Annotated in this window: 18 protein-coding genes; 8 read left to right on the plus strand and 10 right to left on the minus strand. The window is 53.1% G+C overall.

What is annotated here, in order from left to right; genetic code table 11:
• Positions 1–39: 39 nt before the first annotated feature.
• Positions 40–705, minus strand: coding sequence for a GNAT family N-acetyltransferase (locus ATO67_RS10035; RefSeq protein ID WP_082760222.1), 666 nt, complete (start codon positions 703–705; stop codon positions 40–42).
• Positions 706–826: 121 nt separating this feature from the next.
• Here ATO67_RS10035 and ATO67_RS10040 point away from each other — a divergent pair, with 121 nt between their 5' ends.
• From ATO67_RS10040 to ATO67_RS22350, 3 genes are all read left to right on the plus strand, one after another.
• Complete coding sequence (locus tag ATO67_RS10040) at positions 827–1,087, plus strand: hypothetical protein (RefSeq protein WP_067647829.1); 261 nt, start codon at positions 827–829, stop codon at positions 1,085–1,087.
• 92 nt (positions 1,088–1,179) lie between these two features.
• On the plus strand, positions 1,180–2,148 hold the full coding sequence (locus tag ATO67_RS10045; protein WP_067647832.1) for a 3'-5' exonuclease: 969 nt from the start codon (positions 1,180–1,182) through the stop codon (positions 2,146–2,148).
• Between the two features lie 169 nt (positions 2,149–2,317).
• Positions 2,318–2,464 carry a DUF1127 domain-containing protein gene (locus tag ATO67_RS22350; protein ID WP_082760223.1) on the plus strand — a complete coding sequence of 49 codons (147 nt, stop codon included), beginning with the start codon at positions 2,318–2,320 and terminating at the stop codon, positions 2,462–2,464.
• Positions 2,465–2,543: 79 nt separating this feature from the next.
• On the opposite strand, the gene rsgA is transcribed toward ATO67_RS22350, so the two are convergent.
• The 4 genes from rsgA to ATO67_RS10060 form a co-directional block, all read right to left on the minus strand.
• Positions 2,544–3,569 (minus strand): ribosome small subunit-dependent GTPase A, encoded by a 1,026-nt coding sequence (gene rsgA / locus ATO67_RS10050; protein WP_425352197.1) that lies wholly within the window; start codon positions 3,567–3,569, stop codon positions 2,544–2,546.
• A gap of 47 nt (positions 3,570–3,616) precedes the next feature.
• A complete protein-coding gene (locus ATO67_RS23265; protein ID WP_170063882.1) occupies positions 3,617–3,793 on the minus strand; it encodes a hypothetical protein in 177 nt (58 codons plus the stop codon).
• Positions 3,794–3,930: 137 nt separating this feature from the next.
• Positions 3,931–4,620: a CHASE3 domain-containing protein gene (locus tag ATO67_RS10055; protein WP_157940952.1), complete on the minus strand. Its 690-nt coding sequence runs from the start codon at positions 4,618–4,620 to the stop codon at positions 3,931–3,933.
• A 251-nt stretch (positions 4,621–4,871) separates the two neighbouring features.
• On the minus strand, positions 4,872–5,072 hold the full coding sequence (locus ATO67_RS10060) for a hypothetical protein (protein ID WP_067647842.1): 201 nt from the start codon (positions 5,070–5,072) through the stop codon (positions 4,872–4,874).
• 187 nt (positions 5,073–5,259) lie between these two features.
• Here ATO67_RS10060 and ATO67_RS10065 point away from each other — a divergent pair, with 187 nt between their 5' ends.
• Positions 5,260–7,338, plus strand: a complete 2,079-nt coding sequence (locus ATO67_RS10065) for a carboxy terminal-processing peptidase (protein ID WP_067647845.1) — start codon at positions 5,260–5,262, stop codon at positions 7,336–7,338.
• Positions 7,339–7,448: 110 nt separating this feature from the next.
• Here ATO67_RS10065 and ATO67_RS23085 read toward each other — a convergent pair whose 3' ends face one another.
• The 3 genes from ATO67_RS23085 to ATO67_RS10075 form a co-directional block, all read right to left on the minus strand.
• On the minus strand, positions 7,449–7,634 hold the full coding sequence (locus tag ATO67_RS23085) for a hypothetical protein (protein ID WP_157940953.1): 186 nt from the start codon (positions 7,632–7,634) through the stop codon (positions 7,449–7,451).
• Positions 7,635–7,794: 160 nt separating this feature from the next.
• Complete coding sequence (locus ATO67_RS10070) at positions 7,795–8,028, minus strand: BrnA antitoxin family protein (RefSeq protein WP_067647848.1); 234 nt, start codon at positions 8,026–8,028, stop codon at positions 7,795–7,797.
• Positions 8,029–8,220: 192 nt separating this feature from the next.
• On the minus strand, positions 8,221–9,582 hold the full coding sequence (locus tag ATO67_RS10075) for a cytochrome P450 (RefSeq protein ID WP_067647851.1): 1,362 nt from the start codon (positions 9,580–9,582) through the stop codon (positions 8,221–8,223).
• Between the two features lie 105 nt (positions 9,583–9,687).
• Here ATO67_RS10075 and ATO67_RS10080 point away from each other — a divergent pair, with 105 nt between their 5' ends.
• Positions 9,688–10,362, plus strand: coding sequence for a TetR/AcrR family transcriptional regulator (locus ATO67_RS10080; protein WP_067647855.1), 675 nt, complete (start codon positions 9,688–9,690; stop codon positions 10,360–10,362).
• A 21-nt stretch (positions 10,363–10,383) separates the two neighbouring features.
• Here ATO67_RS10080 and ATO67_RS10085 read toward each other — a convergent pair whose 3' ends face one another.
• Positions 10,384–10,992 (minus strand): J domain-containing protein, encoded by a 609-nt coding sequence (locus ATO67_RS10085; protein WP_067647858.1) that lies wholly within the window; start codon positions 10,990–10,992, stop codon positions 10,384–10,386.
• 257 nt (positions 10,993–11,249) lie between these two features.
• On the opposite strand from ATO67_RS10085, the gene ATO67_RS10090 reads away from it, so the two are divergent.
• From ATO67_RS10090 to ATO67_RS10100, 3 genes are all read left to right on the plus strand, one after another.
• A complete protein-coding gene (locus tag ATO67_RS10090; protein ID WP_067647861.1) occupies positions 11,250–11,936 on the plus strand; it encodes an HAD family hydrolase in 687 nt (228 codons plus the stop codon).
• 200 nt (positions 11,937–12,136) lie between these two features.
• Positions 12,137–12,451 (plus strand): BON domain-containing protein, encoded by a 315-nt coding sequence (locus ATO67_RS10095; protein ID WP_158667348.1) that lies wholly within the window; start codon positions 12,137–12,139, stop codon positions 12,449–12,451.
• 102 nt (positions 12,452–12,553) lie between these two features.
• Positions 12,554–12,916, plus strand: a complete 363-nt coding sequence (locus ATO67_RS10100; protein ID WP_067647866.1) for a hypothetical protein — start codon at positions 12,554–12,556, stop codon at positions 12,914–12,916.
• Positions 12,917–12,972: 56 nt separating this feature from the next.
• Here the strand turns inward: ATO67_RS10100 and ATO67_RS10105 are convergent, their stop codons facing one another.
• Complete coding sequence (locus ATO67_RS10105; protein ID WP_067647869.1) at positions 12,973–13,728, minus strand: SDR family oxidoreductase; 756 nt, start codon at positions 13,726–13,728, stop codon at positions 12,973–12,975.
• Positions 13,729–13,730: the final 2 nt, after the last annotated feature.

Genomic DNA, 13,730 nt, shown 5'->3' on the forward strand with positions numbered 1-13,730 from the left:
ACTCCACGCCAGCTGATTGCCACACTCAACAAAAAATCTTCAATCATCACTGATCGCGCTCAGGGGTTTTTCGAAGTCAACGCTGGTATCTATGCCGTTTGGGGAGGGGTACGAAAAGCGACCGAACTCCCGGTAACCCAAGCTCTTCCAGAAGCTGAGTGTGTTGGGCGTCTGTGCGTCGGCATGAAGATATGATGTGACATAGCCCAGGTTTCGCGCCTCTGTTTCCAAAGCCTTCGCCATTGCCGTCCCTAGTCCTTTTCCACGGATCAGAGGGTCCAGATATACTCGAACGATTTGGCACACGTGGGTCGGATCGCGATAACGGTCGTACAATCGATCTGCCGTCGATGGTTTGTTTAAGAGGCCGTAGAAGCCGCCAGCCGCAACGATAGCTCCTCGCTCATTTCGGACTAGGAGAAAGCCTCCGCCACGCTCTGTCGAAAACCAATTACACGATGTTGGCCCCAACATAGAATCCAGATCGGCATGCCACGCAGGGGTATAGTCGATGTCGTAGAATTCCTTGATAATGCGCAAACAGAAGGCTCTTGCTTCCGTGTGCGTTTCGGCTGGCGCGTTGTCTGCCAACCAGTGTGTTGTGTGGGTATCCAACAAAGAAATGACCGGTCCCCCAAGCGATTGGCCTTTCCGTTTTTCTGATGTTGGAGCCGGTAGTGTCAAGCGGGAGGTCGTTATCCCCATCGATTTCCGGCTCCGTTTCGTCTTGTGTTACCGTCGCCGCGGGTACGCTGCTGTCGACATCCAGGCGTCGAGCCGTTAAAACGGCAAGCTTGAAATTATTTAGTGCGATACAGGGGCTGATATGCCGAAAAAACTAAAGCTTGAACATTCGGAATTTTCAGGCGAATTCGAAGATGGCGGCATTACAGTGCTTGTCGACATCTTTCGGCCTGCCGGAACAAATAACGATTGGCAAATGGAGGTGGTCACAGAGCAGGATGATGTAACGTCATGGGAAGAGCCTTTTGCAACTGATAAGGATGCGTGGGAAGAATTTCTAGCCACATGCGAAAAAGACGGGATTCGCAGCTTCCTTGAAGGCGAAGAGACTCAAGTTCATTGATATTATGTGCTGCCGTTTTTGGCCGCACATGCTCCAGAGCCACCCTGTCGTGTTGCGAAGGTCGCAGTCAGCGATGAGGCGATAGAAGTAAGATGACAGACCAGTTTGATATGTTTTCGGAGCAGCCTTCGTGTGACCGAGCGCCCCCACGCACTTCCTCCAGATATGCAAAATCGCAGCCGATGGGCGAGGATGCCATGGTTCGGCATCTCTTGGAGACAGGTCGCTACAGGATATTGCAAAAACTAGTGCCGCGGACGATTGCACAGTCAGTGCGTCCAGAATTTCCCCTGCGGGGTATTATTCTCGATACCGAGACGACCGGGCTTAGTGCCCGCAAGGATGAGATCATCGAAATTGGTCTGGTCGCTTTCACTTTCGATGCGACAGGAAATATTGGTGACGTCACCGGCATCTATGGTGGTTTACGGCAGCCGAGCGTTTCCATACCGCCGGAGATCACACGGCTCACCGGCATTACTGACGATATGGTTGCTGGCCATGTTATAGATATGGCAATGGTGCAAACGCTTGTTGAACCGGCTGATCTGATCATCGCTCACAATGCTGGTTTCGACCGGCCATTTTGCGAGACGTTTTCTCCTCTGTTTCAAAGGAAGGCATGGGCATGTTCCAATGCCGAAATCGACTGGTCGGCACGGGGATATGAGGGCACCAAGCTGGCCTACCTCATCGGTCAAGCGGGTTACTTCCATGACGGCCATCGGGCGGTTGATGATTGTTTTGCACTTCTGGAGGTTCTGGCTCGGGACGTCAGCGCCCCCGCATCCACCGCCTTTGCCGAATTGTACCAAGCAAGCCAGAGGTCGCGTGTGCGTATATTTGCAGAGAACAGCCCCTTCGATCTCAAGGACAACCTCAAATCACGAGGCTATCGCTGGTCTGACGGAACAGACGGTCGCCCCAAAGCATGGTGGATCGAGATCGGGGAGGAAGCGCTTGACGAAGAACTCCACTATCTCAGAGCAGAAATCTATCGCCATCCTGATGCCGATCCACCTCTCAAGCACCTAACAGCCTTTGAACGTTTCCGGGCGTGATGCATTCGTTTTGATCGATCAGCGTATCGACCCATGTTGTGAACGCATGGCCGGCATGATGCTTTGCGTCTTATCGATAAGCTTTGAACACCTATATCGAGATCATCGAAACGACGTTGGAACCGAAGCAGGTGGCTAGCGTCAAGAGACCTCACGAAAGGGGATCATCATGAACGCAGCACGCACTTTTAATAACTGGCGCAAGTATCGCCAGACTGTCACTGAACTGGGCCGGATGAGCTCACGAGAACTGAACGATCTCGGCATCAACCGCGCCGACATCTACAGCGTCGCTCGCCAGTCGGTTGCTCGCTGAACAACTGTTTGCCTAATACCGGATCGACCTTACGCCCGCTGCCGACGCGGGCGTTTCCGTGTCTGTTGGTACGGCCGCTTCAATATTTTTTCTTGTGAGCAATCTTGTTGCCGCGTGGGCCGCTGACAACAGGCGTTCTGTCACGGTTTTCCGAAACGAGGCTGCGCCAGCGTTCAACGCGATCAGCGGCTAGAGTACCGCTTTTGACCGCAGCCTGAACCGCGCAGCCAGGTTCATGCGCATGGGTACAATCACGAAATCGGCAAAGCGGTGCCAGTTCCGTTATGTCCGAGAAAAGCGTCTCGATCCCATCCGTGACGTCGCTGACGAAGAGCGTTCTTATCCCCGGCGTGTCTATCATCAGACCACCACCTGGAATGACATGCAGTGATCGCGCGGTGGTGGTGTGACGGCCTTGCGCGTCATATTCGCGAATGGTTCCGGTTTTCTGCTGCAAGTGCGATTCAAGTCCTGTGAGACTGTTCACAAGCGTCGACTTTCCAACCCCCGAGGAACCCACCAAAGCAATCGTTTGGCCGACGCCGCACCATGGACTTAAAAGGGCGCGTGCATCGGCAGAGCGCGCATTCACAGCGATGACAGGAAGGTCACGTTGCAAACTCTGGGCCTCGACCTGAAACTGCCCGGCATCGTCTACGGTGTCAGCCTTCGTCAAAACGATGACCGGTTTGCTTCCGGCCTCGTTTGCCATGATCAGGTAGCGCTCCAGACGTTCGATATTGAAGTCGGCATTACACGATGTGACGATCAACAGTGTGTCGATATTGGCTGCAACGAGTTGTCGGCTCCGTCCGACCTCGGGGCGCCGCTGAAAAACTGTTTTTCGCTCGAGCCTCTTGACGAACATGTCGGATAGAGGATCTGCCAGTATCCAATCGCCCACCGCAAAGTCAGCCGTGTTAGCGTCAGGTAGTTCGAGCTTGATTGGCCCAGTTGCGTCAATCGCCTCGATGCGTCCCCTGTGGACCGATGCAACGCGTCTGGGCGCGAGGTCTGCTTCTGATGGCTTGACCTGATCCGCGAAAAAGCTGGACCAACCAAGAGATTCCAAGCCTGAGTGAAGAGGTGTGTTTGTCAATTTCACTTCGCATTCATTGGCAGAGTTTGACGGTTATGCTGCAGGCTCGCCGCCTAGCTGCGCTGACTATCTCGCTTTGGCAAAGAGTTTGCGTAGGCAGCGGCCTCGCCGGAATAGGGGAAATGGTCTCCCAATTGTTGGTCACCATCGTAGACTTTGAAGGCAGGTCCGTCGATCTCGACGATCTTGTACCCATTCACATATTCAAACTTTGGTGTTTTCCAGCCCATGAATGCTCTCCAGATTCGGTCCAGTGTTTAAAACTCTGAAGATGATACCAAAACCTCATAATCAGCCGTCTATCGTTCTAGCAGGTGTTTGCACAAAAGACGAACGAGCTGACTGAGGCGGAAGGCAGGTCGCAAGGTCAAAGCGACAAGTCGTTGCCAGGTGAGCGCCGTTTCCGTGTCAGGTAGATTTCGACGCCGGCGCGGGTGAGAAACGATGCCAGTCCGACCACGATCGCTACCAATCGCACCCGAAGTTCGTCGGCGTCGACTTCCGCTTGGCGGGTCTGCACCAAATTGCGCTCACTATCGGTAATTTCGCGGATGACCTCGCGAATTCGATCCATTGTGGCCTCTGCCATGTATCCGATTTCCTGAGTCCGTGCGGCTTCAGCGCCTTCCGCGTCGTGAAGCTTTATGGATTGGCTCAGTTCAGCCAGCTTCCTATCGATGAGTCCGCCCAGCTGTTTGACCCTCTCAACCTGGCTGGAGTTATCGGATACCCTGTTCAGCAGCTCGCTTTCCAACGTTTTCAGACGCGTCAGCGCACCCTCATACGGGGCAAGGTAGCGTCGGTCGCTGCTGACCAGATAACCTCTTTGTCCAGTTTCAGCGTCATCCAACGCGATAAGAACGTCTTTCGTCTTGTCGATTGCCTCGTAGGTATGAACAACCATGTCCTGGTGATCGCTTAGAAGATTGTGGGTCCACGTCGTTGCAAGAACCCCGGCAGCGATAACGACGCCGATCGGTATCGAACGCAACAACGTTGGTATGGTCAGATAATTTTCACGCAGTGATTGCCACGACCATCCGTCCCTTTGTCCCATGCTGCGCCTCATCATTTCCAAATGCGATTTCGTCAGATTGACGGTGCCGGAACGGCCCTGTTCAAAAGCACTAGGCTTATCCACGGGCATTTTAGGATCGGTTGACGATTAAACATCTCTTGAGAAGCCACTTGAGGTTTGCGGCACGACGATCCGCCGTGAAACCGGCCACAGCTGTTGTCGGTTCCCTTTCATCAAGATGAAAAGCGTGGTCCAGTTTCGTAAGCACATTTCCCGTCGGACTCATCAGATTAAAGTCTGCGCGCTTCCAGACGTCTCTTGTCGCGCTCGACATACTCGAAACCAAGACTGGTCAGGCGGAATTGTCGTTTTTGGAACTCGCCACGGATAAGAATGAAGCCTTGCTCTTCAGCTTCGCCCAATGTCTTCAGGCTCGTGCCTTTCGGCGGAGACTGCCACTCCATGCCCTGCGCGCTGTGCAGTAATACCATTATCTTTATAATTTTCTCTTCTCCGTGGCTGTCTCTTACAGCCGTGCTGTATCTGTTTGCTCGCGTGATAGCGAACCAAGATCTCGTCCTTTTCGCGGAAACATCCAATGCATACTTGTGAAAAGATCATAATTGCTCTTTAGGATGAGGCAATATGGTTCGAGATGCCAACAAGGAATAACGCTGAATGCGCATGAAGTACGGTTTAGTCGGCTTGATTTTGGTCGCGTCCTCTGCATTTGCTCAGGAGGTCGCACCTCCTCCTGTTTTGGCACCTTCAAAAAGCCAAGCCGAGGCGGCAAATTTAAGCGCTCAGTTCCTGGGGCGCTATGCCTACAAGCCTGTTCCGCTGGATGATGTTCTGTCGACGAAAATCATGGACAAGTTCATCAGGTCGCTGGACCCAGACCGCATGTTGTTCATGCAGGCCGACATCGACAAGTTCATGGCTGATCGCACCAGTATCGATGATGCCATTCTGAATGAAGATCTCGATATTCCATTTTCGATTTTCAATGTCTACACGCAACGCGTCCTTGATCGGATGACCTACGCGCGAAGCCTGCTCAAGCAGGGTTTCGACTTCAGCGTTCAGGAGGATTACCCTATCTTCCGAGAGGATGCGCCTTGGGCACAATCGGATGCGCAAAGTCATGAACTTTGGCGCAAGCGGGTCAAAAGTGATTGGCTGCGTCTGAAACTGGCGGGTCAAGCCGATGCTGCCATTCGCGATACGCTCGACAAACGATATAAGAATATTCTGGAACGCGTTTATCCCTACAAGAGTGACGATGTGTTCCAGACATTCATGGCTGCGTACACAACGGCTGTCGATCCGCATACGGACTATTTCAGCGCAGCAGCCTCTAACGAGTTCGACATTTCGATGAAGCTCTCGCTCGTCGGTATTGGCGCAGTCTTGCAGGAGCGAGACGGTTATACGACAATCAGAGAGTTGGTAGCCGGTGGCCCGGCGCAATTGTCCGGCAAGCTGGCGGTGGGTGATCGTATCATCGGCGTCGGTCAGGGCAAAGACGGTGCCGTCAAGGAGGTCGTCGGTACTCGGCTTGATGAAGTGGTTCAGATGATACGCGGCGAAAAAGATTCCATCGTGCGTCTCGACATTTTGCCAGCAGACGCTGGAGAAAATGGAAACCACCGCACGATCAACCTTGTACGCGACAAGGTGAGTCTTGAAAAACAGGCTGCGAAGAAAACCGTTCTGCCCGTTGTAAAAGACGGTGTCACGCGCAAGGTAGGCGTTATCACGCTACCGACATTCTATGAGGATTTCGACGCCCGGCGAAATGGCGACAAGAATTATAGAAGCGCAAGCCGTGACGTCGCCAAGCTCCTTGGCGAACTGAAGAGTGAGAAAGTCGATGGCGTCTTGATCGACCTGCGTGACAATGGCGGCGGCTCGCTGGCTGAGGCAATTGATTTGACCGGCTTGTTCGTGGGCAAGGGCCCAATCGTTCAGCAGCGCGATGCAGAAGGCAACATCAAGGTCGAAAGCGACGATCTTTCCGCACCCGCTTGGGCAGGTCCGCTGGGTGTGTTAATCAACCGCGGCTCCGCTTCGGCATCGGAAATTTTTGCCGCAGCAATCCAGGATTACGGGCGCGGCGTGATTATCGGTGAACCGAGCTTCGGCAAAGGCACCGTGCAGACTGTGGTCGATCTCGACAGGGTAGCGCGAAAGAGCACACCGGAGCTGGGCCAGCTGAAATTGACGATCGCGCAATTCTTCCGCATCAACGGTGGTACGACCCAGTTGCGCGGTGTGACGCCAGACATCAGTCTGCCGGGGCTTTCGGATCCCAAGCTTCTGGGTGAATCCAGTTATGACAATGCATTGCCTTTTGTTGAGATCAAGCCTGCCAAATATGCGGCCAACGACAACATGGCAAAGCTGTTGCCGCAACTTGGCACCCGCCATGAAGCCCGGATCAAAGACGATCAGGCTTTCCAGCGTTTCGTGGAAGACGTTGCCGATCTCAAGGCCCAACGAGAAAAGCGCACGATCTCTTTGAACGAGACCCAACGCAGAAATGAAATGACGGCTCTTGCAAGTCGCCTCAAGGCGCGTGAGCAGGCAGACGACGGTGTCCTACGGAATGAGGATGATGGTCTGCAAGCGAATGAGCGTAGTTTGAGCGCCAATCTTGCGATTGAAAACGCAAGGAAAAATGCAAAAGACGTTCTGCGGGATGAAGCCGTTGCAATCGTCGCTGACGATGTGGATTTGTCTCAGGCTGCGCGATAGCCACAGTCGCACTGAGTTTTATTCCGAAAACAAAAACGGCCTGGAAATTTCCAGGCCGTTTTTGTTTCGAACTCAATACTGCACCCAAGTGCCCGGTTTCCACCTGATAGTCAGGACTTCAGCTCGGCATAATACAGGCCAAAATTCACAGCCAGCATCACAATCAGAATGCCGATCGTGGCGGCAACGAAATAGCAAATTCTTTTTAGGGTACTCCAAGGTTTGTTTTTGCGGCTAAAAGCTGCAAAGCCAGCGGCGCCGATTGAAATGCCCAAGATAGCTGGAAGTGAAAGCACTTTTATAACCCTTCTCGATTCTATTCCGGACTTGATTGTATCATTGAATCAAGCCGATGATGGTCACATGGAAGGGTTATACCACCATGGAGGCCTCGTCCAGCTTGGGATGGAAATCTTCAACTTAGGAGAGCAATAAGTGCAGCAAATAGATTGCTGTTCAGCGTTCGAGTTTGATTGCCGCGCGCAATGCGTCGTTAATTCGGTCCTGCCAACCAGGGCCATCTTCCTGAAAAAATGCGAGAATGTCATTGTCGATGCGAATTGAAACCATTTCCTTGCCGTTTGGAATTGCTGGTCGTTCCGGGGCAGGGGGCGCAGGTTTTTTGGCGGGTTTAAACAAGGCCTCTGCGGCGTCCATTGCGTTCACGGGTCTACGCGGTGTTTTTGTCATGTGTTTATCCTGAAATAAGGCGCCTGATTTTCGATCTGCGGCTCGGATGTTAGGCGGGAACACTCGATAAAGCTCTCCCACCTCATGCCACCAGTAAGCTCTATAACCTTTCGCGGCAAACCTGAATTCCACCCGGTCGACTGATTATTAAAAGCAGCCGATGTGGGAGAAAAATATGACGTGAGCCAGCCATCACCGGGCAACGAGCCTCATGGTGAGTGTGTTTCTGGGACGGAGCGTTATCTTCATGACCGGCATAGGAGCCTTCGGTGCGATGGCAACGGGTCGAAATTTTTGTAGCAGAACTGCCAGAATGGCCGTCGCCTCCATCATCGCAAAAGCGTTTCCGATACACACTCGAGGACCTGCGCCGAAAGGCATATATGCATATCGATGCCTGGTCTTTGCCGTATCAGGACCGAAGCGATCAGGATCAAACACGTCAGGGTCCGGCCAGAGACTGGCATGGTGATGAACCGCATATATCGGCACGATCAACACAGTGCCCTTCGGAATCAGGTAATCACCCAGCTGAAAGTCCTTGAGCGCGGCTCTGGTGATGATAGGTGCAGGTGGATAAAGGCGCATCGCTTCGGAAAACACTTGCTGCGTATAGGCGAGCCCAGCAATATGTTCGGCAGTGACTGTTTGCCCCTCCGTAACCGCTTGGAGTTCGGCCCATACTTTGTTCTCCACCGCCGGGTTTCTGGCGAGCAGGTCCAGTGTCCATGCAAGACCAAGCGCCGTTGTTTCATGACCTGCCGTGATGAAAGTCATCAGATTGTCAACGATTTCGGCGTCGGACATTGTCCGACCTGTTTCCGGGTCCGATGCAGCGAGGAGCAGATTTACCAGATCATGGCGATCACTAGGGGTTCTTCGCCTTTCTTCGACCACGCCCATGAGGCTGGTTCGCAGAAATTCAACCGCTGCTTTCGCCTTGCGTTTTCCGGGATAGGGTATCCATTCCGGTGCGTTCAAAAGGCCGAGTGCGAAACTCCAGCCCGTCGGCTTGAGGAAATCGGAAATACCACTCTCGACGCGATCAACATCGATACCGTAACCGCCGGACATCATCGTTTCGACAATGATATCGAAGGTGGTACGCATCATCTCATGGCCGATGTCGACCGTGCGACCATGCACTGCCGCCAACCTGTCCCGGGTCCGTTCCGCCGCAGCGATCATCACCGGCTGCAGCTCTCGCAGTTTGTCATGGCGAAAAGCACCAGCGACCGACTGCCGTTGCCATTTCCAGTGAGCCCCATCAGACGTCAGCAAGCCCTGGCCGAGAGCTGGCCCCAAAGCGCGTCGTACCTGCTCGCCTTTTTCTAGAGCATCCGCGTTCTTTACCAATGCCTCATGGATGAGCACTGGATCTGCCAGATAAACCTTCATATCGCCCGCGGTCTTCGAAAAGACGAGCGGTTCTGTAAAGATTGATGGCGGAATCGCGTCCAACGGGTTTCGCACGATCGCGGCAAGCGCGCCGAGTGTCGATTGCCGCGTCAGAGGGAAGCTTTTCTTCAGTTTGTGGTCGGTCATATCTGTCATATCCACGGGTCATATCCTTGATTGCCAGCCACCGATGGGATACCTGATTTAAGGTATTTACCTCAAATATCTAAGGTGAGTACCTTAGTAATGCAAGGGGCGTGCATGCCGAAGACATTGGATAAAGACAGAGGAAGCGAAAAGGGCGTCGGCACACGAGAGCGTATCTTGAATGCTACGCTCGTTTTGTTCAATGAGATGGGCCCGGATCGCGTGACGACGGCGCAGATTGCCCGGACGGTCGGCATCAATGAAGGTAATCTCTATTACCACTTCAAAACGAAGGAGGCGCTTTTAAAAGCATTATTTGAAAAACTGGAGTCGGACGCCACCCAGTTCATGACACAAGCCAGCCTGAGTTCCGCCGCCGAGGCTGGAATTTACTCGCAGTTTTTGCGACGTTGGTTTTCGATCGTTTGGGCACATCGATACATGTTCCGCGATCTACCGGGTATCATCGCAATTGCTCCATCTCTTATAGAGCCAATCCGTGCGCTCAGTCTGGGAATGCGGCTTGTCGTTGAAGATAATCTTCGCAAGATGAGACAAGCGCAGCTCATTTCTATAGCGGACGAAGAGGTGCCTCAACTTCTGGCCAATGTCTGGATCGTATCGACCTATTGGGCGGTTTATCTCAACCTCCAAGAAGGGGTCGATGAACTGGCGCCTGAGAACCTTGAGTGGGGGCTCAATCAGGTGGCGAGCCTGTTTCGGCCATATCTGTCAGATGAGGCAAAGAACGAGCTTCAGACCATGCTCGGGCAGCCGTCAACCCATTGACGACTCTCTTGTCTATTTTGATCAGCAAAAGCCATTCAGTTTGAGAATTTTATGCGCCTCGATCGTGGCGCGAAGGGCGTCTTCAGAGGTGCGGTCACCTTGATTGCCATCGGGATGGTGCATTTTCAACCGTTCCCTGTAGCGCGTCCTGATTTCTTCCGGTGTCGCCTCAGAGGAAAGATCGAGCGTTTCGAAGGCTTTGGCCTCGAGCACCTTCAGCTTTCGTTTTTGCAGTTCTACCTTTTGCGCCTGCCGTTGTGCTGCGGTCTTGCGGGCATTCAACGCTTTTGCAGAGCCGGAGCGGACTGTCGATGGCATCGGCATTTCGGTGGCTTTATCAACCCGCGTTCCAAACGTCGCACGGCTACCCGTCGCCGCTTCCTTCTGATAGCGCGCAACATCCGCGTTCGAAGGGGCAGTCGTAAAGCTGTAGCCCTTGTTATACTCCTTGACGTGCTCAAGACAGAACAACAGATAAAGACCTTCACCACCGGGCCCGACAGGGGCGCGATTGGTTCCAACCTTTTCGCACCCGTCCCACTGGCACTTCGGACCTGTGGGTTCGCTTACGCTAGCGGACTTCTTGCGCGCAGATTTGAGCCCAACGAATATTTTTGAATCAACCGTCATAGCGCCTATATGGACGCAGTGAGCTATCAAGGCAAGGGTTTGCGCGCAGTGAAGTCATGCGGCTTTTGTGAGGTCGATAAAGGGCCGTTCGAAACTCTCTAAAACCGCCAGGAGTTCAGGGCCGATATACCTATTATGGACGGCCTCGGCGCCATTGATAAGCGTAGAAATTAATGGTCTGGTATCGCTTCTTGTGCGATTTCCGGCATTTGCCAATGACAGTGCTGTGAGTTCAGGTCTACCCCAAGGAATAGTTGATGACAGGTAAAACAAGCCTACTTTTTGATCTCGACGGCACGATGCTGGATACCGACCCGCTTCATATCGCTGCTTTTCAACGGTTGCTGGCCGATTACGACAGATCGATTACCGAAGATTATTATATGACCAAAATCATGGGGGCTTCGATTGATGCCATCATGGCTGATTTGTTTCCTGACCTGCCGAAACCTGAGCGCCTTGCTCTGGGGGAGCGCAAGGAGAAGTTTTTCCGTGAAAGTTTAACAGGACCGCTTGAGCCGAAGGCCGGTCTCATCGATCTTGTTCACTGGGTAAAGGACAATGACCTCGGCATTTGCGTGGTGACCAATGCGCCACGGGAAAATGCTGAAAAAATGCTCGGTGGTCTCGGGATTATCCATTTGATGGACCACATCCTCATCGGTGACGAATTGCCGAATGCCAAGCCCGATCCCTATCCTTATCTTGAAGGCATGCGGCGTTTGGGCGTCGAACGAGAGTCGGCTGTTGCATTCGAAGATTCAGCGCCTGGCATTCGCTCTGCTTCCGGCGCCGGGATTTACACCTTTGGAATGAGAGGTGCGTTGGATGACGCTGTTTTGAGACAAAATGGAGCGTCAGACGTCATCAGTGATTTCACCGATGATCGGTTATGGGCGAAGCTACGCGGTGCCGCGGCTGGCAGTACTTATTCGCCTGCATAATATGATCGCGCGATGAAGTGGTTGGGAGTCAACCGGACAACGTGTCTATCTTTCGTCAGCTAAAAGCTGAAGAATGCATCGTCACTTCCACGCGCGGTAGCTTTCTTTGCTTGGAAAAGTCTTTTGATGCGCTTCACGGGAACGAGAATGCACGATGATCACTTGTTCATCATACATTCATGTTCGCGATGGAGACGGCGATGTTTTTGAGCAGTGTTTATGACAGCAATACCTTCAGCTTCGGTATGGGAAGCAGCCTTGTCTCTCGTTGTGCTGCCATTGAAGCGGAAATTTGCTATCTGCCGAATTTTTCCGGTCACGATATTGCGGTACAGGCCGATGGCCGATGCGTCGTCATTACCGGCTTTGTCGAAAAGGAGATCGATTTTTATCGCGCCCTCAATATCGCACATGACATTGCAGGCGCAGACAATGTCATATTCCGCGTGGCCCTGAGACAACGCGTCACCACGCAGATTTCTTCAGTCAACCAGGGTACTTTTGCGTTCGCGTGAATGCCTCGCCTCCTCGATGAGATCATGATTGCGCGCCGTCGAAGACCCGTTATAGTATCATTCTGACGAAGAAGCGCTTGGGAGGAGCATTTCATGAGACGGATGTGGCCAGATGAATTTAATTCCATTCTGACCGATGCGGAGGAGGTCACGCTAAAGGTTCCAGCGACAGACCCATCGGGTGAACCCTATGGCGGACCCGTTACCCGCCAATCCCTGAAAGTCCGTATGACCCAAGCCGATTACGAACGGATCTGGCCTCTTGCAGAGGCGCGCTATAGGTTGCAGGGCAGGTTTGCCGGTAAGGCGATTACTTTGATCGCCAATAATCCCCACTATCAAAACTGGCATCCAGTCGATGGCGGAATCGAAAAAGATGTATCAGATAGCGGAACGCCGTATCAGACAAAATATGTGATCGTACATTTTTTGCTGGATGAGGTCGCAGAAAAGGTAGACGCCTGATTATCCCTTGAAATCACGGTGTCGCCTTGTCGTGAGTTGGATTATCCAGCCATGGTTCAGAGTGACGCCGTGATACCACCATCGACATAAAGAATATGTCCGTTGACGAATGTCGAGGCGTTGGATGCAAGAAAGATGCACGCACCGACAAGCTCTTCAACCTTGCCCCAGCGTCCAGCAGGAGTGCGCTTTTCGAGCCAGGTTGAAAATGCAGGGTCGGCCACCAGTGCAGAATTGAGTGGCGTATCGAAATATCCAGGTGCGATCGCATTGCATTGAAGGCCATATCTAGCCCAGTCAGTGGCCATGCCTTTTGTGAGGTTGGCAACTGCACCCTTGGTGGCGGTGTAGGGCGCGATACCCGGCCGGGCTAGTGCCGTCTGAACGCTGGCTATATTGATAATTTTGCCCGCGCCACGTTTGATCATGTGACGGGCCACGGCCTGTCCAACGTTGAAAACGGTTGAGACATTGGTTTTCATCAGTCTCTCGAATGCATCGGCCGGGAAGTCTTCAAGCGGCGTGCGGTGTTGCATACCCGCATTGTTTACCAAAATGTCGATTGTGCCGATCTTTTCCTCGAAAGCGTCGATAGCCGACCGCACGGCTTCATGGTCGGTGGCATCAAAGGCAAGCGCATGCCTTGCCCGGAGTGTTTCGGCCGCTGCGGCCAGCCGTGCCTCGTCGCGACCGTTCAGGATAATGTCTGCGCCCGCCGCTGCAAGTCCCTGCGCCAGGGCATAGCCGATGCCCTGCGACGAGCCGGTGATGAGGGCGCGCTTGCCTGTCAGGTTAAAAAGTTCGATGCTCATGT

This window comes from Agrobacterium bohemicum (assembly GCF_001562555.1).
In the GTDB taxonomy this organism is placed as follows: Bacteria; Pseudomonadota; Alphaproteobacteria; order Rhizobiales; family Rhizobiaceae; genus Agrobacterium; species Agrobacterium bohemicum.

Excerpts from the sequence above, each read along its gene's own strand:
- ATO67_RS10095 (WP_158667348.1), top strand. The coding sequence starts at position 12,137 with ATGTTTTTGAGCAGTGTTTATGACAGCAATACCTTCAGCTTCGGTATG.
- ATO67_RS10080 (WP_067647855.1), top strand. The coding sequence starts at position 9,688 with ATGCCGAAGACATTGGATAAAGACAGAGGAAGCGAAAAGGGCGTCGGC.
- ATO67_RS10075 (WP_067647851.1), bottom strand. The coding sequence starts at position 9,582 with ATGACAGATATGACCGACCACAAACTGAAGAAAAGCTTCCCTCTGACG.
- ATO67_RS10055 (WP_157940952.1), bottom strand. The coding sequence starts at position 4,620 with ATGGGACAAAGGGACGGATGGTCGTGGCAATCACTGCGTGAAAATTAT.
- ATO67_RS10040 (WP_067647829.1), top strand. The coding sequence starts at position 827 with ATGCCGAAAAAACTAAAGCTTGAACATTCGGAATTTTCAGGCGAATTC.
- ATO67_RS10070 (WP_067647848.1), bottom strand. The coding sequence starts at position 8,028 with ATGACAAAAACACCGCGTAGACCCGTGAACGCAATGGACGCCGCAGAG.
- ATO67_RS10100 (WP_067647866.1), top strand. The coding sequence starts at position 12,554 with ATGTGGCCAGATGAATTTAATTCCATTCTGACCGATGCGGAGGAGGTC.
- ATO67_RS23265 (WP_170063882.1), bottom strand. The coding sequence starts at position 3,793 with ATGGGCTGGAAAACACCAAAGTTTGAATATGTGAATGGGTACAAGATC.
- ATO67_RS10060 (WP_067647842.1), bottom strand. The coding sequence starts at position 5,072 with ATGGTATTACTGCACAGCGCGCAGGGCATGGAGTGGCAGTCTCCGCCG.
- ATO67_RS10065 (WP_067647845.1), top strand. The coding sequence starts at position 5,260 with ATGCGCATGAAGTACGGTTTAGTCGGCTTGATTTTGGTCGCGTCCTCT.
- ATO67_RS10085 (WP_067647858.1), bottom strand. The coding sequence starts at position 10,992 with ATGACGGTTGATTCAAAAATATTCGTTGGGCTCAAATCTGCGCGCAAG.
- ATO67_RS10090 (WP_067647861.1), top strand. The coding sequence starts at position 11,250 with ATGACAGGTAAAACAAGCCTACTTTTTGATCTCGACGGCACGATGCTG.
- ATO67_RS10035 (WP_082760222.1), bottom strand. The coding sequence starts at position 705 with ATGGGGATAACGACCTCCCGCTTGACACTACCGGCTCCAACATCAGAA.
- ATO67_RS22350 (WP_082760223.1), top strand. The coding sequence starts at position 2,318 with ATGAACGCAGCACGCACTTTTAATAACTGGCGCAAGTATCGCCAGACT.
- ATO67_RS10045 (WP_067647832.1), top strand. The coding sequence starts at position 1,180 with ATGACAGACCAGTTTGATATGTTTTCGGAGCAGCCTTCGTGTGACCGA.
- ATO67_RS10105 (WP_067647869.1), bottom strand. The coding sequence starts at position 13,728 with ATGAGCATCGAACTTTTTAACCTGACAGGCAAGCGCGCCCTCATCACC.